This window comes from Corynebacterium sp. 045007 (genome assembly GCF_040743205.1).
GTDB classification, from domain to species: domain Bacteria; phylum Actinomycetota; class Actinomycetes; order Mycobacteriales; family Mycobacteriaceae; genus Corynebacterium; species Corynebacterium jeikeium_D.
In genome coordinates, this window is the sequence record NZ_JBFLKW010000004.1 from 82,383 (window position 1) to 106,456 (window position 24,074).

25 protein-coding genes are annotated in these 24,074 nt (G+C 59.4%); all 25 read left to right on the forward strand.

The genetic code is table 11. The features are described 5' to 3' along the window. Window positions 1–16 precede the first annotated feature (16 nt). The 25 genes from AB1Z34_RS03570 (at window position 17) to AB1Z34_RS03690 (ending at window position 24,072) form a co-directional block, all read left to right on the forward strand. Entirely contained in the window at window positions 17–640 is a 624-nt protein-coding gene (locus AB1Z34_RS03570) for a hypothetical protein (RefSeq protein WP_367157910.1), read from the forward strand. A gap of 343 nt (window positions 641–983) precedes the next feature. Further along, on the forward strand, window positions 984–1,211 hold the full coding sequence (locus AB1Z34_RS03575) for an HNH endonuclease signature motif containing protein (RefSeq protein WP_176719135.1): 228 nt from the start codon (window positions 984–986) through the stop codon (window positions 1,209–1,211). Between the two features lie 267 nt (window positions 1,212–1,478). Further along, entirely contained in the window at window positions 1,479–2,075 is a 597-nt protein-coding gene (locus tag AB1Z34_RS03580) for a hypothetical protein (RefSeq protein ID WP_176719136.1), read from the forward strand. Window positions 2,076–2,078: 3 nt separating this feature from the next. Continuing rightward, entirely contained in the window at window positions 2,079–2,513 is a 435-nt protein-coding gene (locus tag AB1Z34_RS03585; protein WP_069359750.1) for a hypothetical protein, read from the forward strand. 21 nt (window positions 2,514–2,534) lie between these two features. Beyond that, window positions 2,535–4,157: a terminase gene (locus AB1Z34_RS03590; RefSeq protein ID WP_367157911.1), complete on the forward strand. Its 1,623-nt coding sequence runs from the start codon at window positions 2,535–2,537 to the stop codon at window positions 4,155–4,157. A gap of 11 nt (window positions 4,158–4,168) precedes the next feature. After that, the gene (locus AB1Z34_RS03595; protein WP_069359752.1) at window positions 4,169–5,566 is read left to right on the forward strand and encodes a phage portal protein; all 1,398 of its coding nucleotides are present in this window, start codon (window positions 4,169–4,171) and stop codon (window positions 5,564–5,566) included. A gap of 38 nt (window positions 5,567–5,604) precedes the next feature. Next, on the forward strand, window positions 5,605–6,822 hold the full coding sequence (locus tag AB1Z34_RS03600; protein WP_367157912.1) for a hypothetical protein: 1,218 nt from the start codon (window positions 5,605–5,607) through the stop codon (window positions 6,820–6,822). Further along, on the forward strand, window positions 6,815–7,183 hold the full coding sequence (locus AB1Z34_RS03605) for a hypothetical protein (RefSeq protein WP_141739559.1): 369 nt from the start codon (window positions 6,815–6,817) through the stop codon (window positions 7,181–7,183). The genes AB1Z34_RS03600 and AB1Z34_RS03605 overlap by 8 nt, the downstream gene beginning before the upstream one ends. A 175-nt stretch (window positions 7,184–7,358) precedes the next feature. Then, window positions 7,359–7,871 (forward strand): hypothetical protein, encoded by a 513-nt coding sequence (locus tag AB1Z34_RS03610; protein WP_316145414.1) that lies wholly within the window; start codon window positions 7,359–7,361, stop codon window positions 7,869–7,871. 43 nt (window positions 7,872–7,914) lie between these two features. After that, window positions 7,915–8,277, forward strand: a complete 363-nt coding sequence (locus AB1Z34_RS03615) for a DUF2190 family protein (RefSeq protein WP_308608632.1) — start codon at window positions 7,915–7,917, stop codon at window positions 8,275–8,277. A gap of 12 nt (window positions 8,278–8,289) precedes the next feature. Continuing rightward, window positions 8,290–9,201: a major capsid protein gene (locus tag AB1Z34_RS03620; RefSeq protein ID WP_070834191.1), complete on the forward strand. Its 912-nt coding sequence runs from the start codon at window positions 8,290–8,292 to the stop codon at window positions 9,199–9,201. A 3-nt stretch (window positions 9,202–9,204) separates the two neighbouring features. After that, window positions 9,205–9,588, forward strand: coding sequence for a Gp19/Gp15/Gp42 family protein (locus AB1Z34_RS03625; protein ID WP_070834190.1), 384 nt, complete (start codon window positions 9,205–9,207; stop codon window positions 9,586–9,588). After that, entirely contained in the window at window positions 9,582–9,926 is a 345-nt protein-coding gene (locus AB1Z34_RS03630; RefSeq protein ID WP_070834189.1) for a hypothetical protein, read from the forward strand. Before AB1Z34_RS03625 ends, AB1Z34_RS03630 begins: the two co-directional genes overlap by 7 nt. Beyond that, the gene (locus AB1Z34_RS03635; RefSeq protein WP_053412714.1) at window positions 9,927–10,163 is read left to right on the forward strand and encodes a hypothetical protein; all 237 of its coding nucleotides are present in this window, start codon (window positions 9,927–9,929) and stop codon (window positions 10,161–10,163) included. Next, on the forward strand, window positions 10,150–10,548 hold the full coding sequence (locus AB1Z34_RS03640) for a DUF3168 domain-containing protein (RefSeq protein WP_070834188.1): 399 nt from the start codon (window positions 10,150–10,152) through the stop codon (window positions 10,546–10,548). The genes AB1Z34_RS03635 and AB1Z34_RS03640 overlap by 14 nt, the downstream gene beginning before the upstream one ends. A 67-nt stretch (window positions 10,549–10,615) precedes the next feature. Next, window positions 10,616–11,446, forward strand: coding sequence for an Ig domain-containing protein (locus AB1Z34_RS03645; RefSeq protein WP_070852168.1), 831 nt, complete (start codon window positions 10,616–10,618; stop codon window positions 11,444–11,446). 137 nt (window positions 11,447–11,583) lie between these two features. Beyond that, window positions 11,584–11,919 (forward strand): hypothetical protein, encoded by a 336-nt coding sequence (locus tag AB1Z34_RS03650; RefSeq protein ID WP_070437689.1) that lies wholly within the window; start codon window positions 11,584–11,586, stop codon window positions 11,917–11,919. A 98-nt stretch (window positions 11,920–12,017) separates the two neighbouring features. Continuing rightward, entirely contained in the window at window positions 12,018–12,338 is a 321-nt protein-coding gene (locus AB1Z34_RS03655; protein ID WP_053412710.1) for a hypothetical protein, read from the forward strand. Window positions 12,339–12,347: 9 nt separating this feature from the next. Beyond that, complete coding sequence (locus AB1Z34_RS03660) at window positions 12,348–17,843, forward strand: tape measure protein (RefSeq protein ID WP_367157913.1); 5,496 nt, start codon at window positions 12,348–12,350, stop codon at window positions 17,841–17,843. Beyond that, window positions 17,774–18,574 (forward strand): hypothetical protein, encoded by an 801-nt coding sequence (locus AB1Z34_RS03665; protein ID WP_367157914.1) that lies wholly within the window; start codon window positions 17,774–17,776, stop codon window positions 18,572–18,574. The genes AB1Z34_RS03660 and AB1Z34_RS03665 overlap by 70 nt, the downstream gene beginning before the upstream one ends. Then, window positions 18,574–19,689, forward strand: a complete 1,116-nt coding sequence (locus tag AB1Z34_RS03670) for a hypothetical protein (protein WP_367157915.1) — start codon at window positions 18,574–18,576, stop codon at window positions 19,687–19,689. The genes AB1Z34_RS03665 and AB1Z34_RS03670 overlap by 1 nt, the downstream gene beginning before the upstream one ends. Further along, the gene (locus tag AB1Z34_RS03675) at window positions 19,680–21,353 is read left to right on the forward strand and encodes a phage tail protein (RefSeq protein ID WP_367157916.1); all 1,674 of its coding nucleotides are present in this window, start codon (window positions 19,680–19,682) and stop codon (window positions 21,351–21,353) included. The genes AB1Z34_RS03670 and AB1Z34_RS03675 overlap by 10 nt, the downstream gene beginning before the upstream one ends. Continuing rightward, window positions 21,354–21,731, forward strand: a complete 378-nt coding sequence (locus AB1Z34_RS03680; protein ID WP_070437677.1) for a DUF2744 domain-containing protein — start codon at window positions 21,354–21,356, stop codon at window positions 21,729–21,731. Then, window positions 21,728–22,567, forward strand: a complete 840-nt coding sequence (locus tag AB1Z34_RS03685; protein ID WP_070437674.1) for a hypothetical protein — start codon at window positions 21,728–21,730, stop codon at window positions 22,565–22,567. The genes AB1Z34_RS03680 and AB1Z34_RS03685 overlap by 4 nt, the downstream gene beginning before the upstream one ends. Further along, window positions 22,564–24,072 carry a hypothetical protein gene (locus tag AB1Z34_RS03690; RefSeq protein WP_367157917.1) on the forward strand — a complete coding sequence of 503 codons (1,509 nt, stop codon included), beginning with the start codon at window positions 22,564–22,566 and terminating at the stop codon, window positions 24,070–24,072. Before AB1Z34_RS03685 ends, AB1Z34_RS03690 begins: the two co-directional genes overlap by 4 nt. Window positions 24,073–24,074 lie beyond the last annotated feature (2 nt).

The window sequence follows — 24,074 nt, forward strand, 5'->3', positions numbered from 1 at the left end:
TGTTGATTGGAGCCTTATGCCACCGTTGTCGCCAGACCAGGTTGAGCAGCTTGGTCGTGCATTGTCCGCGATTGAATCTATGGCCCCCGCCCTCGCTGAGATGATGGTCCCCTCGCCGCCTGCCTCCGGGGTCAATGGGGGCCGTCCCCCGAGTGCCCGGGGGTCTCGCCCTCCGCTGCCGGTGTGCTTGCTGGATGTGGAGCACGCGGCGGAGTTGTGTCTGTGGGACTGGGCGCAGGCGCTGGCCTACGAGGTGCAGTGTCGGCCACCAACCAGCAGGCGCCTTGAGCACGTGGCTCGGTGGCTTCATGATCGTGTGCATGATGTCGCGGAGCGTTCGTGGGCTGATGGTGTGCTCGTCGAGGTTGAGCATCATCGGCGGGTGATAGGCGATAGGGTGAGTCCGCCTGAGCCGGTGGCGCGGCGGGAGGTTCCGCAGCAGGGTTCTGCGCGTCAGGTTGCCGACGCGCTTGCAGTGCTTGGTGTGCGTGTCAGTCACACGTCGTTGAGGAAGTGGGCGAAGCAAGGTGAGCTTTCAACGACGCTGAGTGATGAAGGCGTGGAACTCTTCGACATTGCAGACTGCATGCGCGCAGTCGCAGCACATCAGTGTGGCGACGACACGCGGTCGACAGGGTAGAACTTCGTGACCTGCGGTTTACAGTCCGTGTGCTAAGCTACGCTTGACTGAAGCGCATGCTCTTAAACCATCTCAATTGAGATTATGGTTTGAGAGCTTTTGCTTTACGTCAACACATTCACGATTGCCTAACACGAGTTCCGCTGATGGCAACGATGGGTCGCGGTAGACAATTGCGGAGTTTCACCTGGACGGCAACACCCCTCCAGCAATTCCTAGAGGTCAGTCGGTAGCCACCCCAGCTGCCACTTGCTCCCAGGAGGTGTCAGATATGCCAGGGTGGAAGTCGAACTCCCGGGGTCCCAGATCTCGGGGCGTACCGAAAGCGTTAGCTGAGCAGGTGATGGTGCGCGATCACTTCGAATGCCAAGCGCGGCTGCATGGCTGCGCTGTTATTGCCAACGAGGTGGACCATGTGGTGCCGGTCTTCGAAGGTGGCAATGATGAGTTAGAAAACCTCCGGGCTATCTGCTCGTCGTGTCACAGAGAAAAGACCGCAGGGGAAGCAGCCCGGGCCAGGCAGCGACGCCGCCAGCCCGTCTGGACAAAGCCCCACCCAGGTCTACTGTGAGGGGTGGGGGAGGACCCTCGCTTCGAGGGGCTGGCCAGGGCGGAGGGCATTGCCTTTAAATTTGTGTACGGGTTCCATCATTCGCGCTGGTCAGGCTGGAAAACGAGCTAGATTGAACGCTGGCGCGCTTTGCTGACCTGCGGGTTTAAAACTGGCGCAGCGCTAACTCCGATGCCTTATTTCTTGGCCTGTGCGACCGTCTTTAATTGGCGGACATAAGTCCAGGTCAAAGCAGTGAAACGTAACGTTTTCTGATAAAATCGAAGTATGAACAAAGGTTGCGAAGTCTGCGGTGCAACGCTTCCGTTGCAGGCGCCCGGCCGAATTCGGACATACTGCTCGAATGCGTGCCGGCAAAAGGCGTACCGTGCCCGCCAGCGCAACCGCTACCCGCAGGAAATGACCAACGCACGACGCTGGGTTGCCGCCGACGGCAAGCGCCCCATGCAGACCAACGGCAAGCCAGCATCGTCAACCAAGCCAGAAACATGGACACAGTTCCGCGACGTCAAAAAGAAGCCGCACGGGTTCATGCTCGGTGGCGGATTCGCATGCATCGACCTAGACAACTGCTTCAGCAACGGGCAACTCCAACAATGGGCACGCCGGATCGTCGACGCCGCGCCGGGCGCATTCATTGAGCGCTCAATCTCCGGCAAAGGACTCCACATCTTCGGGCTCCTACCGGAAGGCAAAGGGCGCAATTACGGACGAGTAGAGGTCTACTCCGCCGAACGGTTCATCCGCACTACCGCCACCGTGTGGTCGGCAGGCGAACTGGTTGCATTAACGAAGACAGTCGCCGCCATCGAGGACATGAATCAGACAGGAAAGCTTCCTAGACAAACAACAGGGAGGAGGTAGGCCATGCCGGGTCCAGTACCCAAACGGTCAGACCAACGCCGACGCCGCAATAAACCGCAAGGCCCAACAACGCTGAAAGTGGCTGGTGCAGAAACGGTGAAGCCACCAGCGGAAGACCGCAGCTGGCACATCAGCGCCAAACGCTGGTACAGGAGCCTGAAGCATTCCGGCCAATCAGTGTTCTTTGAACCATCCGACTGGGCAGCAGCGCACCTATGCGCCACAATCCTGTCCGACGAGATGCAAAGACCAGAGCCAGTGCGCGCCGCAATCATCGCTCAAATCAACTCCATGATGGACTCCCTCCTAACAACAGAGGGAGCGCGCCGACGACTGCGCATCGAACTGCAACGCGCCGATGCGACCAAGAACATCGACGACAACACCCAAGCAGCAATCCTGCTGATGGAAAAATACAAAAACGACCTAACCGGATAAAGAAAAGGTGGTGATACCTACATGGTCGCCGCCGCCGACAGGCTCATAACCCTCCCAGAAGGAATACCCACCCGCACCCTCGGATGGAACGCCCTCGCATGGGCAGCCAAATACCTACGCCACCCCAACGGCATCCGCGCCGGGCAACGATGGCAATTCACCCGCGAGCAAGCCCGCTTCATCCTCTGGTTCTACGCCGTCGACAATGACGGCCGGTTCGTCTACTACCACGCAGCCCGTCGGATGGCCAAGGGCTCCGGTAAGTCACCATTCGCTGCCGTCATGGCGCTGATTGAGCTGCTCGCGCCCGTCCGGCTGGACCATTTCGACGACAACGTTCTCGGTGGCTGTGTCGGCAAGCAGCAGCCCATGCCGCTTGTGCAGATCGCGGCGGTCTCCCAGGACCAGACCGAAAACACTATGCGCATGGTTCGTGCCATGGTTGCTAAGCGCGCCGCACCCCAGCTCAACCGCGACTACCAAATCGACGCTGGAAAAACACAAATCAATGTCGAACCCGCAGGAAAGCTGGAAGTTATCACGTCTTCGGCGGCATCCGCTGAAGGCGCGGAAGCAACGTTCATCATCGGCGACGAGCTCGAGCACTGGACGAACTCTAACGGCGGCAATGAACTACACCGCACGCTGCTGGATAACCTCGCGAAATCCGGTTCCCGAATGTTGGAGACCCTCAACGCCTGGAAGCCAGGCACCGGCTCAGCCGGGGAAGAAACATTCGAAGCCTGGACATTACAGGAAGACGGGCGCACCAAATCCGACCGCAAAATCCTCTACGACGCACGCCAAGCCCCACCAGACACTGACCTTGCTGATGAAGCCAGCCTGCGCGCCGGGCTGGCTTTTGTGTATGAGGATTGCCCGTGGGCTGACTTGGACGCGATTGTGGCGCGTATTTGGCACCCGAAAGCGCGGCCTGATGATTCGAAGCGGAAGTATTTGAACTGGCCGACTGCGTCACTGGACTCGTGGTGTGATCCGCAGGACTGGGCGCAGATGTCCAGGCCTGACCGTGAACTCGTTGACGGTGAGCAGGTTGTGCTGTTTTTCGATGGTTCCTTGTCGAATGACCACACTGCGCTGATTGGGTGTTGCATGGACGATGGGCATGTTTTCACCGCTGGTGTGTGGGCGCCGCCGCCGGACGGCGTTGTTGACGTTGAGGCGGTGGATGCGGGTGTGCAGCGGGCGTTTGACCGCTTCGAGGTGCTGGCGTTCTTCGCCGATGTTCGTGAGTGGGAATCGTTCGTCAAGGTAGATTGGCCGGAGCGTTACGGCGACCAGCTGCGCCTGTGGGCAACACCTGGGGCGCGCAACCCGGAGCCGATTGCCTGGGACATGCGCAGCAAGGACTTTCCGTTCACGCAGGCGTGTGAGCTTGCGGCCGCCGAGATCGTGCAGCATGCCTTCACCCACGACGGCAACCCGCTTCTGAGTGAGCATGTGCGCAACGCTCAGCGGCATCTTGGCCGTTATGGCGAGACGGTGCGGAAAGAGTCCCGCGCATCGCAGAAGAAGATTGACGCGGCGGTCTGCATGATTGGCGCTCGCATGGTCTACCGCATGGTCAAATCTGACCCGTCACTTAAGGCAGAGCCGGTCGATGACACGGCATTTTTCTACTAGGAGGGCACGTTATGAATGAGTCTCAGGCACGTGACGCAATCCGTGCTCTTTTGCAGGACCACTCGGTGCAGCGACAGCATTTCGATGAGATTAACCGGGCGGTACAGCCGTGGTCAGATGCGGAAGCCGCGCGTCGTATGGATGTGGCGCAGGGGAAGAACTACCACCGGCACCTGCAGATCGCGAAGATGTCTCAGACCCCGTTTCTGGGGCTTGTGCTGGACACCTATGGTCAGTCACTCAAGGTTGAGAACTATTTCTCGGAAGGCTCGGTGCAGGCCAGGTCGTGGCACCATTGGCAGACTAACCGAATGGATGCGCGTCAAACTGGTCTGCATCGTGCGGCGCTGCAGTATGGCACTGCGTATGCGTCGGTGTTGCCGTCGACGCTTAACGGGGCGCGTATTGGTGTGCATTCACCACGCCGGCTGGTTGCCCGCTACGGGGAGGAAATGACGTGGCCGGATACCGGGGCGGCTACGCAGACGGAATTCCCGATAATCGCGATGGTCATCGACAACGGTCACCTGTGCCTCTATGACGAAGAGCGTGTTTACTTCTTCGGCGTCGAGAATGCCCCGGAGGAGCCGTTGGCGTGGCGGCAGCGCTACTACCTGTCCCCGGAGAACCTGCCGTTCATCGAATACAGGGAGCACAACGTTGGTGTGACGCCCATTGTCCGGTATCAGGACCGCATGATGGCCGCCGGCGAAGAAACCAACGGCATCATTGAGCACCTGCTCGCGTTGTCGGCCAGGATTGACCGCACTAACTACGAGCAGGGCGTCGCACAGTACTGGGCAGCATTCAAGCAGCGTTATGTCACCGGCTGGGCGCCGAAGTCGGAGTATGAGGCAATGCGGCAAGCCATCAGTGACACGTGGACGTTTGCGAACAAAGATGTGAAGGTCGGCCAGTTCGATGAGACGGACTTGACGCAGTACATCAAGGCTCGTGAGTCGAGCGTGCGCGACTTCGCTGCGGTCGCCCAGGTTCCCGCGCAGTCGCTTGGTGCGAACGCGATTTCCAATATTTCTGCTGACGGTTTGGCGGCGTTGGAGACGTCTAAGGATCGTAAGGCTTCTGAGATTCAGACGTCGCTGGGTGAGTCGCATGAGCAGATGCTGCGCTTGTGTGCACATATTGCTGGTGATGAAGAGGAAGCCGGGGACTTCGCTTCTGAGGTCAAGTGGGCGGAAACCTCGGCTCGCTCGTTCGCGCAGACGGTTGATGGTCTCGGCAAACTCGCCACCATGCTTGGTGTACCAGCAGATGAGCTGTGGTCGGATATTCCGGGCTGGACGCACGAGCGCGTCAAGCGGGCTAGGGAAGCGCAAGCCGGCCGCGGAAGCGGATTATTCGACGTGGGCGAGTTGGACGGTAGCCAGGAACCGCAAACCGAACTGTAGTGACATCACAACAATCGACATGCAGGAGGTGAAGATATATGCCAACGCAGGACGCGAAACTCCGTGATATCCAACGCCGACTAGAGCGCGACGTTGCAGCGAAGATTGATGAGTTCGGTGTGCCCATGGATACCGACGCGGTCTATGACATCGCCGTTGAGTTGCACCCCATCGTTGTGAAATACCGGCAGGAGGCATATCTTGCCTACGTCGAGCAAATGGGGCGCGACATGGCACAGCTCGGTTTAGAAGTAGCCCCGGCACGTATCCAAGGCTACGGCCCTCACGCGACCTACGACGCGTTGGCTAGAGCTGCCGGGTTCGGAGATGAGCCGTCAAACATCGTCCTCGAGCTTGTTGACGATGAGACAAAGGAACTCATCAAGAAGTCAGTACAGGTCTTTGCATTTCCCAATCACCAGCGAGTCATCGAGCAGATGAGTGCGCGTCTGACCCGCACTCTTATGCGCCATACCCTCAACGCCGGACGACAAGCGGTCGCAGACACCGCACACCTCGGAAGAGTCCGCAACGCAACAACCAAACGCCCAATCGGACGCCGAATCGGCTACGCCCGAGTACTCACAGGACAAGAATCCTGCGCCTTCTGCGCAATGCTCGCCTCACGCGGCCCCGTCTACTCCGAAGACACCGCCACGCGCCGGGCTGATGGGCGTCGGTATCACGATGGGTGTGACTGTCGTGCGGTTCTTGTTATTGAGGGGCAGCCGTGGGAGGGGGAGCAGGAGTTTCATCGGTTGCAAGCAGCCTGGCGGGAGGCAACATGGGAGGACGGGCGGCCTGTCGATAATCAGTGGAATCGGTGGCAAAAGGCGGTGCACTCAGGGAAAGTCAAGTTGAGGGCAACCAGTGAAACGCAAAGACAGGGAAAGTTAAGTCTTAACGGAGTTAAGCCTGCTGCTCATGAGACGAAAACATACAATTTTTTGGTATCTCAGGGCCATGTTGTTGAGCTAATTCCGCGAAGTAATACTAGTAAAACTGCAGACTGCATAATCGACGGCATCAAGGTAGAGATAAAAGCTCCACAAGGAAGTGGTAAAGAAACCATCTATCAATTGGTGAGAAACGGCAGTAAACAAAGTGCGACTCTAATTATTGACCTCCATCGGTCTAGCATTCCAGTCGACGAAGCAATTCTCCAGGTAGATAGAGCGATGGCACGGTATACTCGAGTTAAGCAGGTAACTATTATCACTCGTGATCGGAAGGTGGTGAAGAAAACTCGTGGCTGACAGTACTTCTTTTGAATCTGATGCAGGAATTAGAGACGTAATTAATCTCTTCAAGCAAGTCGGAGAGTGCACCGCTCTTTCTGTTGATGAAGATGATGACTTGACATTTCGGTTTGGAACTCCAGGCGGGGCCTACGTCACTGCTTTCTGGGATTTGAAGCCGGATATCGACGAGTATGAAACCGTGGTCGATGTGTATGAGCAGTCAGACAAAGGGGCAGCTTCACGACTTTTTAAATATGTGGCTACAGCTTTTGATGATAAAGCCGTATTACGAGCACCTGATTCGGCAGAAGTTATTGCGAGAGCCAGTGGCGGCCATATCGTATGGGAAAACAATACAAGTAATGGTCTGAATTAAACACTTATGTATTTGAAAATACCGCTAATACGGTGAACTTTAAGTACTGCTAAATAGCCATGGAGTAGCCACATTTGCGGGAGTGCGAGTCCCCGCCATGGCACTACCCCGCACCACAAGAAGTGGTGGCGGGGTTTTCTTATGCCCGAAAACAGATTTACCCAGGAGGTAACTCATGTCGGAGGAAAACACCGCCACCGAAGCCAGCGCCGAGCAGGTGGCGCACACCGGAGCCCAGGAGGAACCGGCCAATACTGATGCGCAGCCCGTGCCCGAGCACTTCCGAAAGGAACTCGAGGAAGCACGACGCGAAGCAGCACGCTACCGCACCGAACGCAACGAACTGCGAGCAGACGCGGAGAGCTGGCGCACCCAGCAGGAAGCGGAAAAGACGGAACTGCAAAAGGCCACCGAGCGCCTAGCCAGCCAAGAAGACGCATTCAAGGCCCTGGAGGCCGAAAACACCCGCCTTCGGCTGGCAGCCCGCTACGGCATCGCCGAGGAAAACCACGACCTTCTAGGCTCAGGCAGCCCAGAAGAAATCGAAGACCGCGCCAAGCGGCTCGCAGCGATGCAGAAGGAACAGACCCGACCACCGTCAAACACCCCGGTGGAGCAGCTCGGTGCCGCAGTCCGCTCGGAGCCGGAAACTCCACCAAACGCATTCCCTGCAGGATGGCCAGTCTAAACCCGGCTGGCCATTTTCCATTTCAACCTGATTGGAGGACGCAATGGCTTCCACGCCGATGCATTTCACCCCAGCAACCAACATCACCGGCAAGGCCCAGGGCGACATCGCCCAGGGCACCTTCGTCATCATCGCCGCCGACATGGAAGGGCGTAACCCCGTCGTCAAGGCAGCTACCGCCGACGCAGATGCGTTCGGTGTCGCAGCCCACGACGCCAAGAACGGCGAACACTTCACCATCTACCGCCTCGGTATTTACGAGCTGGTCGCCTCCGGCGCTATCGCCGCAGGAGACAAGATCTCCACAGCCGCTGGCGGCAAGGCGAAGAAGGCAACCGACGGCCCCGTCGCCGGCATCGCTGTCACCAAGGCCGCTAACGGCACCGTAACGGTCGCCCTGAACTAAGGAGGAAACACAATGGCACGTGACCCAATGTTCCCGCTTTCCGGCCCCAACGTTGAAAACGGGGCTATCACCATCGACATGATGCTCAACGAACCAACCCGCATCGACAACTATGCGGCACAGCTGGTTGAGCGAGACCTCCTGTCGAAGGTCATCTTCGGCAACGTCACCACCACCGGCGGCGCGCTGCTGTTCGACCAGCTGGTCAAGAACACACCGACCGCAACCGACAAGCCAGGCATTGTCGCGCCGGGCTCTGAGTTCCCGGTGCTGCACACCCCTGATGGTGAGCCGGTTGTCGCGCGTGTCCAGAAGACCGGTGGCAAGTTCGGTGTCACCGATGAGGCACGTATCCGCAATGATGCGATGCTGCTGCAGCGCAAGATTTCCCAGGTCTCCAACACCATGGTGAAGGATCTGGACGAGCGCGGCATTTCGGCGCTGACAGAGGCAATCGACAAGATTGACGGCACCTTGAGCGTCGCATCTGGTGGTTGGGATAAGGCCGCCGAGGTCGCCGCAACCGCGAAGACCGCGAAGACTGGCGAGGGCGAAGTCATCAGTAACCTGCTGGACGCTCAGCTTGCTATCGAGCAGACTGACCTTGGCTACAGTGCTGACACTCTGGTGCTCAACCCGGTTGACGCTAAGAACCTGAAGCTGCTGCTTGGTGTCGCCAACTACCAGGAGATGCTGGGCACCTTCGGCCTGACTCTGCACTCCACCAACGCCATGAAGAAGGGCGAGGGTCTGGTGCTGCAGGCTGGCATGGTCGGCGTCATGGGTGTCGAGTCCCCAATCTCGACTGAGACGTGGCGTGACGCCTCGACTCAGACGACCTGGTCTCAGACCTGGGCGACCGTCGCGTTCGGTGTCACCGATCCGCTGGCCATGGTGAAGCTCAACGGCCTGTCTGCGGGGTAGCGTATGTTTGCCACCTATAGGGATGTTCGCCTGCGGTGGCAGACTGCCCCCGCTTCGGTTACAGATGAGGCCATCGAGGCTGTCCTAGAAGACGCGGAAGCATGGCTGCGGGCAAGCTACCCGCAAATCCCGGCTACCCCGGATGAGAATCTGCGTAAGGTTCTCGCGCTGGTGTCGGTGTCTATGGCGAAGCGAGCTTTGGCCGCCACTGACCGGGGCGGTATCACACAGCAGCAAGCCACTGCGGGGTCGTTCTCGCAGTCCACCTCGTGGCGGAATCCGGACGGAGACTTGTTCCTTTCCGGCCAGGAACGGCAGATGCTGGAATCCGCGTTGCAGGATTTCAGCGCTGACAGGGCAGTGAGTATGGAGGCAACCGGATGGTAGCTGACGTATTTCCCTGCACGATTCCTGTGACGGTGCACCGCCACGAAGACGGGGCAGAAGACCCGTATGGCAACCCTCTTCATCGCTACACCAAGGACAAGGTCATGGTGTTTGCGGTGCAAAAAGGCGGCACACCGGCAGTCACCGCGTCGCACCCTGAGGCCGCGGAGTTTGATGCGGTGGTCTACGCCCCTGTGGAAGCTGGCATTACTGACCGTGACCGTATCGAGGTCGATGGAATGGTCTACGAGTTGACCGCCCCTCCGGGGAACTGGGAATCCAACCCGTGGTTTTCGCCGGGGCTGGTCGAGTGCCGCTGTAAGCGAATGGAGGGCTAGATGAAAATCAAGTACAACATCAAGGCATTTGAGGAGATTCGTCGCCTGCCCGCAGTGGCGGCAGAGGTTGACTCACGTGCCGCGCGTATCGCTGACGCCTGCGGCGACGGGTACGAATCCAGCCCCTATGAGGGCAAGTCTCGTCACCGCGCATCGGTCATCACGACTAACTACAAGGCTGCTCGCGATAACGCGAAGAACAACACGTTATTGAGGAACATCAATGCGGGAAGCTGACCCACAAGCCCAAAAAGCGTTTATCGACCTGCTGCACCGAATCTGCGGCGGTATTCGAGTGAGCACTCGGTACCCGCGGCAGCCGAAGTTCCCGCATGTCGTGGTCACGCGGGTTGGAGGGGCGACGCCGAACCGTATCACCGATGCGGCAACGATGTCGGTCCAGGTCTATGCAGAAACGGAATACGAAGCCGAGCAGGTCGCCGGGCTGATTCGCCAGGCGCTCCGCGATGAGTCATGGAAGGGCATGCGCCTTTCCGGCCACAGGTTGCGCGGGTGGCGGGAATACGCTGCGCCACAGCGGTTCCTCGACCCTGATCGGGAAAACCTGGTGCGGTTTCAGTATTCCGGCCAGCTCCTCATATCGCTGCTGACTAACCAGTAACCAACGATTCGTTTACTTAAGCCCTGCGCGTCGCGTGGGGCTTTTCTCATGCCCCAAGGAGGCAAAAATGGCAAACGTCAACAACATCACGTCAACCAACCCCGGCAAGAACGGTGTGCTGTTCCGCGCACCGCTGAACACCGCCCTGCCGGAAGACACCATGTCCGAGCTTGACCCGGCATTCGCTGATCTCGGCATCGTCGGCGAGGACGGCCTGACCCAGGCCATCACCCGTGATACCGAGGACAAGAAGTCCTACGGCGGCGACATCGCCTACACCCTGCAGACCGACTACGGCCAGGAGCTCACCGCCACGCTCTACGAGTCCGCCAACATCGACGTACTCAAGACCGTCTTCGGCGATGACAACGTCCAGGAGACGAGCGAGGGCTTCAAGGTTCTGCACAACAAGAAGAAGCTGCCGCGCTCCGTCTTTGTTGCTGAGCACCTGACCGACCAGGGCACCAAGCGCCAGGTCATCCCGATTGGCCAGGTCGTCAACCTAGGCGATATTCAGAACACTCACCAGGACATCGTGATGTACGAGGTCACCACCAAGTGCTTCCCAGATGCCGCCGGCAACGTGATGTACGAGTACTACTCGATCAGCACCGCCGACGGTGAGGTAGCACAGTTCGGTATCACCACCGCTGTGATTTCCCCGGCAACCCAGGGCAAGTCGTACACCGCCACCCTGCAGGCATCCGGCGGTGACGGTAACTACAAGTTCACCGCAGTCGGCTCCCTGCCGGCAGGCCTGACTCTCGCTGAGAACGGCAAGCTCTCGGGAACCCCGACCGGCTCCGGTGAGGAGTCCTTCACCGTCCGTGTCTCCGACGGTGCTGGCGCCACCGCGCAGCGCACCCTCACCCTCAAGATCAACCCGACGGAGTCCTAACCGTCGCTCTCACCCCAGGCCACTGTGTGTCGTCAGCTTTTCATGAGGGGTTCAGCTGACGACGGCCTGGGGTGACCCCACCAACCCCTCATGTAACCCCTCCAAATTTTTCCTAACTCTTATTAAGGAGACCCCTCATGGCTTTCGAATTCGTACCAGCATGGGACGCCCGTACTCAGTTCACGTGTGAAATCCCGACCAAGGACGGCAAGTCGAAGACGTTCTCTGTGCCGCGCATGGAGTTCATCGACGATGAGACCTACGCGACGTTCGCTAAGTGGTTTAAGGACAACCCGGACGACAAGCTCCTGGAAGACGGCCGCCGACCAGTCAGCGAAGCGTTCGACTTCTTCATCACCGAGCTGGGTATCGACGACGCCAAGTGGTTCGTTGACAACCTAGTTTTCGGTGAAAAGGTCCAGCTGTGGAATGAGTGGAATCGACTCACTGATGTCCCGCTGGGGGAATCCTAGTCCTGGCCGGGCTTCTACACCGACCAGGGTTTAAAACCGCGCTGACGTACGACCTCATTGAGAAAGGGCGCTCTATTCACCAGCTCGGAAGCCCAGCATTGTCGTGGGCTGAGCTGAAAGCGTTTCTCGCATGGGCGCCGGAAGGCAGCGCGGTAAGGCGTCTTGATGACCCGCTAGCGGAGTACAAGGCGCCGAAAAACCAGCTGTTGATGAACACCATCGACACGCTGGCATGGGCGAACTGGCAACGAGCGCGTAGGAAGACCGCGCCGAAGCCACGCCCAGTTATCGACCAGCTGAAAGAAGCTGTCGAGCGGCAACGACGCGCCAGGAATGGCCCGAAGAATGCTGCCGAACTGCAAAATACCCGCGCCGAACTCGCACGCCGGAGGAAACTCCAGCGGCAAAACAAGCCCTAGGAGGACGCCATGGCCGTCGAAATCGCAGCTGCCTATATCTCCATCATCCCGGAGACCAGCAAAATCGCCCCGGGTATCAACAAGGCGATGGGTGGGGCAGAAAAGTCCGCGTCGAAGTCGGGCGAATCGATGGGCCAGAAGCTGTCCTCCGGCATGGGCAGTGCCCTGAAGAAATCCGCTGTCGGTGTCGGTGTGGCAGCCGGTGCGGCGCTTGGCGCCGGGCTTACCAAGGGCGTTGGCCGGTTGAACGGTATCGAGCAGGCGGAAGCCAAGCTCCGCGGCCTCGGCCATTCTGCGTCGTCTGTGGGGTCCATCATGGACAACGCGCTGGCGTCGGTGAAGGGCACCAGCTTTGGGCTTGAAGAAGCCGCCACCGCTGCCGCAGGCGCTGTCGCAGCCGGTATTAAACCTGGCCAGGAACTCGAGCGCACCCTGAAGATCGTTGGCGACACCGCCACCATCGCCGGTGCGTCGATGGGTGAGATGGGCCAGATTTTCAACTCCGTCGCAGCCCGCGGCAAACTGCAGGGCGATGACATGATGCAGTTGCTTTCCCGCGGCGTTCCTGTCCTGCAACTCCTCGGGGAAGAACTTGGTAAGACCTCTGCAGAGATCAGCGACATGGTCTCAAAGGGGCAGATTGATTTCGCGACGTTCCAGAACGCTATGGAGCGTGGCATGGGCGGCGCGGCACTTGAAGCGGGTAATACCGTCGAGGGCGCGTTCCGCAACATGGGCGCTGCGGCCGGCAGGCTCGGCGCCACTATCGCAGGACCATTTTTCAACCAGGCCGCCGGCGGTTTCAAGGGCGTCACAGACGCTCTTGATGCGATGAACGCGCGCGCTAAGCCGGTCATGGAAACGTTCGATAACTATCTGACGTCGACTGTGGTGACCGGGCTGCAGAATCTCGCCAGTTCGGCGGTGGATACGTTTCAAGCATTCATGCATACTGCGACTGTTGCCCGCACGACTGAGGTGTTCCGTCAGCTGTGGGAGGCAGGCAAGGGCCTTGCGCCGTCGCTGGTGAGCATTGGTACGTCTGCCGCGCAGGCTGCCGGCGCGCTCGGCGTTGGTACCTGGAACCTGTTCTTGACTGCGCTGCAGACTACTGCTGTCGCGGCTAAGACGTTGACCCCGCCGCTAGAGGCGATTTCGTCGTTCATGGAGTCGCACCCAGCAGCCGTGACTGCAGCTGTGGCAGCCTGGGCGGGCTTTAAGACGCTACCGGGTGTGGTCGGCAAGGTCACTGACGCGGTGACGAAGCAGAAGACCGCTATGTCTGAGTCCCGCTCGTCGATGCAGCAGGGCGTTAAGGATATCCAGGCCTACTACCGTGCTAGTGGGCAGGAAATCACCAAGTTTGAGGCGCAGCTGCAGTATCTCGGCACATCCTCGAATGTAGCGATTCAGAACATGGCGCGCGGCTATGAGCGTGGCTCGGTGTCGCTGCTGAAGATGGCTAAGGCGCATAAGACCGCCGCTGTTGAGGCGCGTATTAACGCCATGTGGTCTAAGGACGCTTTCACCACTATCGACTACATGGCGCAGTCTGTAGGCCACACGGCCGCGGCTAGCCTGCAGCGGTTCGGCTCTGTAGCCGGTGGTATCGCTGGCGCCGGTCTGCAGACCATGAAGGCCGGAGCCAAGGGCATCATCAACCTGTTTGGTGGCCCGTGGGGTGCCGCGTTGGCCGCCGGCACTGCAGTCGTGACGACGCTTATCGCGGAGACCCAGAAGTACAACCGTTTCCAAGATGAGTCTGCCCGCTCCGCCACGCTTGCGTCCAGTGCGTTCCGTGACATGTTCAGCGCCATGGCTTCTGGCGGTGACGTTGTCGCTGCAATGGGCAGCAGTGTTCAGGATGTGCAGTCGCATCTGGAGCAGCTGGCCAGCAACGGCCCGGGCTGGATGTCCCGCGTCGGCATCGCCGTGAACGAGGCGGGGCACAACATCGGTAAGGCCATGGGAACGATTTCCCAGGAGACAAAGTTCGCTGATGAACAGTGGCGCGATTCTTCGGATTCGGCTGGCCGCGCAGCGGAGGCTATTAAGCGGCTTGGCCTGTCTAATGAGGAGCTTGCCCAGCAGTTGACGGGTTCGTCTGCCCAGTTTGAGGCCTTCAAACGGAAGCTGATTGAGTCTGGTGAGGGTGGCGCTGACGCTGCCGCACAGATGCAGAAACTGCGTGATGAGTACAACCGCGCGCAGGGTTCACTCGATCGTGTGGGGCCGGCTGCTGCGAATGCTGCCGCGACGATTGAGGAACTTGCTGGCAAGACGGGTGACGCAGGCGACCGCGCTAACAAGCTGAATCGTGCGTTCATGGAGCTTGCTGGCGTGGAACTGTCGGCCGCTGACGCGTCGGCGGAACTGACGAAGGTTGTGGACCAGGTCTCCGGCAAGATGGAAACGTTTGCTGGTGCCACCATGAAGGCAAACGGTCTTCTGGATACGACGACAACAGCGGGCGCTGCGGCTCACAATGAGCTGGAAACCCTTGGTAACACCATGCGAGATAGCGTTGCTGCTGGCAATGACATCAAGGATGTGTGGGCGCAGTCCTCCGGTGCATTGTCGACCCTGCAGGAATCACTGGGGTTGACTAAAGACGAGTTCCAGAAACTCCTCAAGGCCTACGGGATGACGCCGGAGCAGATTCAAACGATTGTGGATCTCAAGGCCGACGGGGCGAAGATGGAGCTCGCGTCGGTAGCTGCGAAGTTCCAGGAGCTGGACGGCAAGTCTCTCGAGACAAAGATGATCGTCAAGGACGAGGGCGCCCGCAAAAAGCTTGACTCATTTGGCTTGAAAGTCTCTGGCATCAACGAGCAGACCGGCGAGGTCACCATCACCGCCAAGGACGAGCAGGCAGTTGCCCGCTACGACTGGTGGGTCAACCACGGAATGCCGGACATGGACGGTAAAACCGCCCAGATGGACGCGTTCCTCAACACCGACCAGGTGAAGGTGTCCTCGGCTGAGGCTCGGTCGATTCTCGACCAGCTGGACGTGTCGACCACGAATCCGACGGCGCACCTCATTATGGATGAGTTCCGTCGCGACGGTGAAATCGCCCGTGGTGACTTGGAGTGGCTGTCGACCATGTCGGCTAACCCCAAGGTTGACCTCGACACGATTCTGCTGGACACCAAGACCGGCACGGTTAATACAACTATTGAAAATCTGAATGGTAAGACTGCTCGCCCGAAGGCGGACCTCGACGCCATGCCGCTGTTTGCAACGAATGAGTTTGCAATCGCGCAGCTGGCTACGCTGGATTTGAAGCGTCCGATGCCGTGGGCCAGCATGAACATCGACGGCCTGAACGCTCAACATATTGATGCGTTGAATAAGGTTGGTCTGCTCGATGGTCAGCGTCCGACTCCGGCCGCAAACCTTAACATCGAGGATTTGAGTGCGGAGCAGCAGATTGCGCTTGCCCAGATTTTCGACCTGGACTCGAAGCGTCCAACGCCGCTGGCTGACCTGACTAAGGACCAGCTGGATACCAAGGCTGCGGACGCGAAGCGCAGGCTGCAGGAGCTCAATGACAAGAAGACCGAGCCGAAGGTCACCGCTAAGACCAGTGACGCAATGACAAAGCTCGGTGGCGTCAAGGACCTCTTAGGAAAGCTGGTCAGCAAGACCATCTTCATTGACGTGTTTCGCCGCGACCACAAGTCCGGCAATCGTCATGGTGGTCGCTTCGCTCGAGGTGGGCGCTATCCACGGTTCGCGCACGGCGGCACATACCGCGATGCACTGTCCACCAAGGACCGGCCGCATGACGGGTACCGACTTCCCACTGCAGGGCCAGGCACCAACGAAGTCGATGGGTTCCTGGCCTACGACTCGTATGGCATGCCCGCGGCTCGTCTTGACGCTGGCGAGTGGATCATTAACCGACGCAGTTCCGCGAAATACGACAAGGAACTGCAGCAGATCAACAACGGGACTTTCCCGAAGTTGCCGGGCTACGCCGACGGTGGAGTTTTCGACGACATCATTCACGCCGAAACCCCACCAACCGCGCAGGAATACCGCGCGTTGGTCGACGGCAAGATGGTTCGTGGAGTGCAGGCCGAGCGGCCACTCGACGGCGCGCCGTATGAGAACTTCCCGAATCGTCGTGGCGCGTGGGGTGACTGCTCCTACACGCAGGGAATTCTGGCAGCGTTCGGTCTTGGCATGGACCCGTGGCCGCGCAAGTTCTCCACCAGCACGCAGCTCGCGTGGTTGCAGCAGCACGGCGCGAACATCGGTATTGGTCCTGCAGGTAGTTTCCGTATGGGCTGGTACGACAACGGTGGCGGCCAGTTTGGCCATACGAGTGGCACGTTGCCGGACGGCACCAACGTGGAGATGGGCGGTGGGCCGGGTGGCGGCAAGGTTGGCCCCGCAGCAGCAGGGTTCAATCATCCGCAGTACACGCACCATGCGTGGATTCCAGCTGGAAGCGGCGCACCAGCCGCATCTAGCGCAGCGGAAGCGCTGGACGAAACGCACACAGGCGAAACGCACACAGACGATGAGCCGACGCCATCAGCAACAGCGTCATCGTTTGAGTCCGACCCTGACGTCGCACCACTGTCTCCGGCTGCATCTGCGTCCGCAGACTCGCTGCAGGCCACCCCACCTAGTGGCGACTCACTGTCCGGCTACGCCGGCAGCGTCGTGGCGGCTTTCGTCTCCGGCCATATCGGTGACGCTCTGCAGATCACTGGGTTCCCTGACCAGATACCGCCGATTTTCAAACTCGGCAGTGTCTGGTTCCAGGCAGTCAACGGTGGAGCTGAAAAGCTCCTCAACTACCGCAAAAACGACGACGCCATTGTCGAAGCCGGGAAAACAACCGAAGCAGTGCCGGAGGGCCAGCAGGCCGCGCCGGGCGCTGACGGTTCGGTAATCGATGAGGGCAGCCTCGAGGAAGCAGTCGATTCTGCGGTCGAATCTCCGGATGTGCAAGGGGAGGAGGCAGAACAGCCGGAAGAGAAACTTTCGGGTGTGGATGCGGTTAAGGCCGCAGTCAAGAAGTCCCTGAAGGCGTTTGGTTGGGATACCGGTGAGCAGTTCGACTCGATTGATTTCATTGTCGAGCATGAGTCGAATTGGGACCCGAATGCGGTGAACCCGTCATCGGGTGCGTTTGGTCTTTTCCAGCTGAACCCGGCGTCGGGCACACTGCAGCAGTACCTGCCGGATAGGTCACCTGACCCGGAAAAGCAGGGTGAAGCGGGTGCCCGGTATATCCAGGACCGGTACGGCACACCTGTTGCTGCTGCCGAGTTTTGGCGTGCCAACAATTGGTATGACTCTGGTGGTCGCGCCACCGGTGTTGGTCATATGTTGAAGAACACCATCAAGCCGGAGCGTGTGCTTTCGCCGGAGCAGACGAAGGCGTTTGAGGACCGGTGTACAACCAGATTCCTGCGATGCAAGATACCCAGCCGCAGGGCCAGCCACCGCAGCCAGCGGAGCAGCCACAGGACGCGGCGACGGTAACAGGCCAGGAGCCGGAGAAGACACAACCAGAGAAGGCGACTGGCTCGTTAGAGAACATGGTCAACGAGGCGCTGCCGATGGTCATGGCTCAAAACAGTTGGGCGGACGCGGCGAAGCTCGTTACATCCTCGGCGGTCAGTTTCGCCGGAAACCTGGCGACGTCTGCGGCCTCAGGGCTGACAGACTCCGCGTTCTCCGCAGGCATGTCAGCGCTCGGCATGGCGGGCACGCCGACCATCGGCGCGCTGGTGGGTTCTGCCACCGCACCAGTAACCGGGGCGCTTGGCCCAGCAGGTGGCGCGGCAGCCGGTATGGCCGCAGCACCGCTGGGAGCCATGCTGGGGCAAGTCATGCCTATGACCCCCGGTGACGTTGTCGGAGCAGCTGGCGGGGCAATGACCGACCTGGCCGCGTGGTACTCCGGCGAAGTCGCATGGGGCGTGACGAACGCGTTCGAAGAGTACTCGAAGGACATTTTCGGAAGCGTGCTTCTGCCGTTCCAGGACATGAAGCAGATCGTGGAAAACCCGGTCGGATACATGGCGCAGCAAACCGGCCTGGATGCGCCACTAGCTATCGCCCAAGAGCATCTGGGGCCAGCGATGTCTGCAGTTAGCCCTGATGGTGCCGCCGTGGTCAACAACTTCATTGCCAATGACACCGACGGCATTTTCGCGAAGTACCGCGTGGAGCAGGCCAAGGCATCGGCCGGAAAGATTGGAGTGCATTAATGGATGACATTCGGGAGTTCGGCCTGACTGTGATGGGCTGTGACGGCAGTATGTGGCCTATCCATGGCCCGGAGTCATGGGGTCGGAGTGTTCGCCTGATGGAGGGCGACATGGGTGAGTTTTATGAGCCGCCGATTAAGACGGTGCATAAAGCCAGGGTTGGCCAGCCAGGCAGCAGCTATGTGGGTTCGAAAACCATGGAGCGCCATGTTGTGTTGAATGTGGACTTTTTCGGCGAGGATTGGGCGCATGACAAGTCACGGTTCATGCGCGCTTTCGCCCCGGATAAGGACACGAAGCTGGCTGTCACAACCCCCATGTCCGGCAAGCGGCTCCTGACAGTCCGCCTGGAAGAGGGCCCGAAGTATTTGGATAATCGTGACCCTTTTTCGCTGGCGGCTGCGTCGTACCAACTGGTCGTTATCGCCCACGACCCGTTTTATTACGAGCCGGTGCCATTTCGGCACAAGTTCGTATTCAACGGCTCGAACTGGGCGGGCGACGGCATCACCGTCAACAATCATGGCGATGTTGAGTCGTGGCCGCAGTGGGTGCTGACATCGCCGGCGAAGTTTGGTCTTCCAGACCAGCCTATCGGTGAGGCTTTTGACACTGACCGCATGATTTTCATGCCCTGGCAACCCGTCGGCCGCACCATGCTGGTCGACACTAACCCAGGTGCGGAGATGGTCGTGGCCAACGACAACACCCAGGCGTGGGCTGATTTGAATGGCCAGTTTTTCAAGCACCCAATCCCGCCAGGAACCCCGGATACCAGACTGCCGGTCTATGTTGACCCGTTCCCGCTGCTCGATATTCCGCTGCCGTACCAGTGGCGCATGTGGATTGCCCAAAAGCTCCGCGAGCTAGTGAAGGCAATCGGCCTGGATAAATTCTTGGCAATCACGCCGGAGGAAATCGGGAAGAAGATTTCCGAATGGATGAAGGGAAACGTCCCTGACTGGGTGCCGATTCTTTCTGACGATCTCATTGCAGATTTCACCGGCGACATGATTGCCTACGGAATCCGCCAGACGTACGGTTCCTTCGCCAACATCGCCGGTGCGACTGCGGAAATCAGAATCCCAAGGAGGTGGCAATCACCATGGCTGTGACCGTACAAGGCGCATCGGATGAGCAACTCGACGATATTTACGAGCAGGCTATCGCCGCGCGGGAAGAACGGCGTCGTCGCCGTGACGAGCCGCCGCTTATCCGGATTTGGGAAAACAAAACGGTCGGCATGGTGCTTCGCGGTGTGGTGGCCGCCGAGTACGCGGGCTTTTTCGAGATCGAGGTCAATGAGACAGCCCCGGCGCAGCTCGTTCTCCCGTTTGACCATCATCTGGCGAAGTTCTGCTGGGAGCGCCGCAAACGTGAAAAACAAAACGTGGTGCTAACCATCGACGCCGCGGGGGAGCGATGGGGCGGGCTAATGAGCAACTGCACCCTCACGCAAGACGAAGACCTCGCCCGAACCGTCACCGTCGACTTTGTCCACGATTATGAGATGTTTAAGCACCTTCCGTGCTGGGCGAATCCGCTTTCCCCACCAGCGCTGCAGATTCCTAATGCGTGGTCGCTTTTTGCAAACGCAATCTGGGGGCTAAAGGTCACGCTTTTCGCCAATCTTCTTCGGCTCAACGGGTCGCTCTGGCAGCTCCCGGATGACCCTCTCGACCCGGAGTCCTGGTTGGCGACATTGGACTATAAACGCTGGCAGATGGTGGTTAAGCCCTCACTGCTCACCACGGACACTAGCCCGCTGCGGTACATCCACTCTGAGTTCGAAAACTTCCACGACGTGGCTAAACCAATCTTGGAAGACTGCGGGCTGATGGTAACGTGCCGCCGGTGGCTGATAGGTGACCCGCAGCCGTGGCCGGGCGCTGGGTTGAAACGCAACGGCCAAATCGTCGTCGACATCGTTGACAAGTCCGGCTGGTACGGGCAAACCTCCACTTTCGGCAAAATTGGTTCCGGTCTCGTCCGCACTGGCCTGGAAATCGCCGATAACCTCGTCGATGAAACCCGCATCATCCTGGATAAACCACGCCGAGCCCCGCAGTACAGCGTCTCCGGGTTCCTGGGCGTCGCCCCAGAACAACCCTGGGTCGTCTACCGCACTAACGGCAAGACCAGCACCGTCAACAGCGTGTCAGCAAGCTACAAACCCGCCTCGGTCGCGCAGGTCACGGTCGGCGGTAAATCCGCCCCAGGTGTCAATGAGCTCATTAGCGCGAACATCAAACTGATCTTCAACATCATGGGCTCATTCATCCTCCAGCCAGCGCTTGGTTCCGTTGTCGAATCAATCATCCGCCCCTGGTTCGAAGACCGGCTCTTGGCGTGGATGAGTATCAAATCTCCGCTCCGCTCGAAGAAGCTCGGTTGGGCGCACTTTCCAGAAAACGTCATCCACCACTCCGGGCAGGCCTACACGCTCTCGGCGCTGTTGGCGATGAGGAACGAGTTCCGCGACACCAACGAACAGTGGGCATTCGAAGTCAACATCGGCGACGGCGCACCATATCTCATCGGCGCGCCGGGCTTTGGTCATTGGACGATTGGTGACCGTATTGGCTGTGAGGAGCCGGGAGCAGATGACGGGTACGTGCAGGTACTGCAGTGCCGCAAGCTTCGTCTTGAGTGGGATGCGGATACTCCGAAGGAGTGGACGGCAACGTTGGGTGTTCCACCGTTGCGTGACCCGGTCGAGTGGGCGGTTGACCAAATTAATACTGTGACGTCGAGTTTTAAGAAACATGGGTGGCTGTAAATGAGTTTGCCAACACTGGAAACAACCTATGACAAGGATGACCCGACACAGTTCATGCTGTGGGCGTGGGTGAAGCTCACTACTGGTAAGGGAGATTTCGGGGTTCCGGAGGAAACGGCCGCTGAGCTGTCGCAGATTTTTTGGCGCCGCGGGTTTCGCCATCATCCGGAGCTGCAGATGGAGTTTTATAAGCCTCCGTTTGATGGGGCTGGTTGGTGGCAGGGCCAGGCCGGTTTGTGGTTGCCGGCCGATGAGCCTGGCGTGCCACCGGAGGACGTGGTGTCGAAGTCGGCGGGTGACATCGACGTGATTATGGCGGCGTTGACACCCGAGCAGAAAACAGCGCTCCGCAAGAAACTGCATGAGGAGGGACAATGACGACGCCAGAACCGAAAGACTATGGAGTCCCAGCCGGTGCTATGCGCCCCGGTGACCTGGGGAAGCTGCAGAACATCAATGGCGACTCCATCAATTGGGGGCAGCTGACTGGTATCACTGCAGCGGCAGAGGAAGCCCGCAATGGGTTTCTGCAGGGGTTGCGATCTATGGTGATGAAACCTTTGCTTGATATTTTCAGCGGTAAGAAGCCACAAGGGTGGGAGGATGTCTCGGCTGCTTTCCAGGATGGGCAGTTGAAGCTGACAAGTCGGGTAGACCTGCTCGATGGATTGCGTGGATATTGCTCTGCGTATCAGTCGCTCAATATTACGTCTCGGGGGTCGAGTGGTAGTGAGCGAGTGCGGCGCCTGCCGTTTGATAAGCAGATTGGTCCGCATAAGGGGGCTCATATTGACCGCGTTCGGCAGGGAATTGTGTTGGATGAGCCAGGTGCATGGCTGGTGTTTGTTCAGGCTAAGTGTGACCAGACTGGTTGGCTTCCGGGTCCTGGTGAAACGGACGGTTCTTCTGTCACGCTGCGTGTTTACGCGCCGGATGGGCGGGAGTTTTCGAAGCACACCACTGCTTCTGTTTCAGGAAAGTTTGAAGACTCGCTGGTCATTATTCGGACGGTTGTGGTTCCTGAGCCGGGTTATTGGATTGATGTGAGGTGTTGGTCTTCTCGTTGGCGTTGGTGGCTCGGTGGTACGGAGTTTTCGGCGTTGACGGTTGTAAAGCAGGATTCGCGTCTGGATAACTCTGGTGAAGTGACTGTTCCGAATGAGGATGCGGTGATTCCTGAACCTACTAATCCGGATATGGAGGTATCCCCATGACGATCTTGATCGGAGACATTAAGGATGTTGGTTTGAAGCCGACGGATGGCACTATCACGGTTTTCTCGACCGTGACGCGGCGTGCGACTGGCACGTCGGGGATTGTGACCAGGGAGCGGCGGGATTACCCGCTGGTGGCTGGCCGGTTTAGGACGGGTGAGCTTGACCCGGGCAGGACAACTGTTGAGCTTGTGGCGCCGGGTGTTTTTGAGCCGTGGACGTTTGACCTGCCGGAGTCGGGCACTGTGTCGCTGGCGGACATGATTGAGAACTCGGAGGAGTATCAGCCGTCGAATGCGGTGGTGAATGCTGCGAAGGCTGCGGCTGCTCAGGCGGAGTTGTCTGCTCAGCGTGCGTCGGGGTTTGAGTCTGGTGCTGAGCGCGCTAGGGATGAGGCTGTGCAGGCGCAAGCGTCGGTGCAGCGCGTTGTGGATGGTTCTCTGGCGCTGGTGCGCGGCGAGTTCACGGACTTGACGGAGCGGGCGGAGTCGGCGGCTGTGCGTGCCGAGCAGGCGCGTGACACTGCTGCATCTTCGGCTGAGGGTGCTGCTGGTTCTGCCACCTCCGCGAAGGAGGACGCTGACCGGGCGGAAGCGGCAGCGGGTAAGGCCGCGACTACCGCTGCTGACCAGGCTCGCGCGGAGCTTGCGGGGTTTGCTCAGGCTGCGGCCCTGTCGGAGCAGAATGCTGCGGGGTCGGCGTCTGCTGCGCAGGGGTTCGCGGAGCGTGCTGGTGTGTCTCAGTCTGCGGTGGCTACGGTTGCTGGCCGTGTTGAGGCTGATCGTGTGCGTGCGGAGTCGGCGGCGCAGGCGGCGGGGTCGGCTCGTGATGCTGCTGCTGGTTCGGCGGAGTCGGCGCGGAATGCGGCGGACGCTGCTGGTGGTGCGCGTCTTGGGGCTGAGGAAGCTAGGGACGCGGCGTTGCAGGCTGCGGAGTCGGCGCAGGTCGGCGCGCCGGAGGACGGCTGGCCGCGTGAAGCACTGTCGCAGCCGGTGCGGGAGTCGTTGACGCGGGCTGATAACGCGCTCACGACGGTTCCGCGCGCTACTTCGCAGGTTGCGGGTGGCGTGCAGCTTGCCGGTGACCTGTCGGGTACGTGGGACGCACCGACGGTGCCGGGGTTGGCTGACAAGCTGGACAAACAGCCGGTATCGGAGTCTGTGACCGCTGGTTCTCTGGTGCAGCGCACGGAGGGCGGGCAGGTGAAGACGGCGACTCCACAGGCTGACGATGACGCGACCACGAAGGCGTATGTGGACGGGATTCTCCCGAAATATGAGTTTGACTACAATCCGACTCCGTTGACGGTGGCGTTGCGTACTGGAACGGGCACGATGCGTGTTGGTGATGCGGTGGGGCCGAAGGACGCGGTGACGAAGGCGCAGTTGGATGCGCTTGCGGCGCGTGTGGCGGCGTTGGAGTCCACAGCGGTCACATCCACTACCTACCGCACTATCGCCCGTGGTACTGGTTCGCGTTCGGACACTATCTACATCCAGGAGTAGCC

What these genes read in the sequence shown, in the direction of transcription:
- AB1Z34_RS03675 (WP_367157916.1), top strand. Translation starts at nt 19,680, where the DNA reads ATGGCTGTGACCGTACAAGGCGCATCGGATGAGCAACTCGACGATATT.
- AB1Z34_RS03650 (WP_070437689.1), top strand. Translation starts at nt 11,584, where the DNA reads ATGGCTTTCGAATTCGTACCAGCATGGGACGCCCGTACTCAGTTCACG.
- AB1Z34_RS03580 (WP_176719136.1), top strand. Translation starts at nt 1,479, where the DNA reads ATGAACAAAGGTTGCGAAGTCTGCGGTGCAACGCTTCCGTTGCAGGCG.
- AB1Z34_RS03595 (WP_069359752.1), top strand. Translation starts at nt 4,169, where the DNA reads ATGAATGAGTCTCAGGCACGTGACGCAATCCGTGCTCTTTTGCAGGAC.
- AB1Z34_RS03610 (WP_316145414.1), top strand. Translation starts at nt 7,359, where the DNA reads ATGTCGGAGGAAAACACCGCCACCGAAGCCAGCGCCGAGCAGGTGGCG.
- AB1Z34_RS03590 (WP_367157911.1), top strand. Translation starts at nt 2,535, where the DNA reads ATGGTCGCCGCCGCCGACAGGCTCATAACCCTCCCAGAAGGAATACCC.
- AB1Z34_RS03630 (WP_070834189.1), top strand. Translation starts at nt 9,582, where the DNA reads ATGGTAGCTGACGTATTTCCCTGCACGATTCCTGTGACGGTGCACCGC.
- AB1Z34_RS03585 (WP_069359750.1), top strand. Translation starts at nt 2,079, where the DNA reads ATGCCGGGTCCAGTACCCAAACGGTCAGACCAACGCCGACGCCGCAAT.
- AB1Z34_RS03640 (WP_070834188.1), top strand. Translation starts at nt 10,150, where the DNA reads ATGCGGGAAGCTGACCCACAAGCCCAAAAAGCGTTTATCGACCTGCTG.
- AB1Z34_RS03615 (WP_308608632.1), top strand. Translation starts at nt 7,915, where the DNA reads ATGGCTTCCACGCCGATGCATTTCACCCCAGCAACCAACATCACCGGC.
- AB1Z34_RS03680 (WP_070437677.1), top strand. Translation starts at nt 21,354, where the DNA reads ATGAGTTTGCCAACACTGGAAACAACCTATGACAAGGATGACCCGACA.
- AB1Z34_RS03665 (WP_367157914.1), top strand. Translation starts at nt 17,774, where the DNA reads ATGCAAGATACCCAGCCGCAGGGCCAGCCACCGCAGCCAGCGGAGCAG.
- AB1Z34_RS03600 (WP_367157912.1), top strand. Translation starts at nt 5,605, where the DNA reads ATGCCAACGCAGGACGCGAAACTCCGTGATATCCAACGCCGACTAGAG.
- AB1Z34_RS03625 (WP_070834190.1), top strand. Translation starts at nt 9,205, where the DNA reads ATGTTTGCCACCTATAGGGATGTTCGCCTGCGGTGGCAGACTGCCCCC.
- AB1Z34_RS03670 (WP_367157915.1), top strand. Translation starts at nt 18,574, where the DNA reads ATGGATGACATTCGGGAGTTCGGCCTGACTGTGATGGGCTGTGACGGC.
- AB1Z34_RS03645 (WP_070852168.1), top strand. Translation starts at nt 10,616, where the DNA reads ATGGCAAACGTCAACAACATCACGTCAACCAACCCCGGCAAGAACGGT.
- AB1Z34_RS03620 (WP_070834191.1), top strand. Translation starts at nt 8,290, where the DNA reads ATGGCACGTGACCCAATGTTCCCGCTTTCCGGCCCCAACGTTGAAAAC.
- AB1Z34_RS03660 (WP_367157913.1), top strand. Translation starts at nt 12,348, where the DNA reads ATGGCCGTCGAAATCGCAGCTGCCTATATCTCCATCATCCCGGAGACC.
- AB1Z34_RS03575 (WP_176719135.1), top strand. Translation starts at nt 984, where the DNA reads ATGGTGCGCGATCACTTCGAATGCCAAGCGCGGCTGCATGGCTGCGCT.
- AB1Z34_RS03685 (WP_070437674.1), top strand. Translation starts at nt 21,728, where the DNA reads ATGACGACGCCAGAACCGAAAGACTATGGAGTCCCAGCCGGTGCTATG.
- AB1Z34_RS03570 (WP_367157910.1), top strand. Translation starts at nt 17, where the DNA reads ATGCCACCGTTGTCGCCAGACCAGGTTGAGCAGCTTGGTCGTGCATTG.
- AB1Z34_RS03690 (WP_367157917.1), top strand. Translation starts at nt 22,564, where the DNA reads ATGACGATCTTGATCGGAGACATTAAGGATGTTGGTTTGAAGCCGACG.
- AB1Z34_RS03635 (WP_053412714.1), top strand. Translation starts at nt 9,927, where the DNA reads ATGAAAATCAAGTACAACATCAAGGCATTTGAGGAGATTCGTCGCCTG.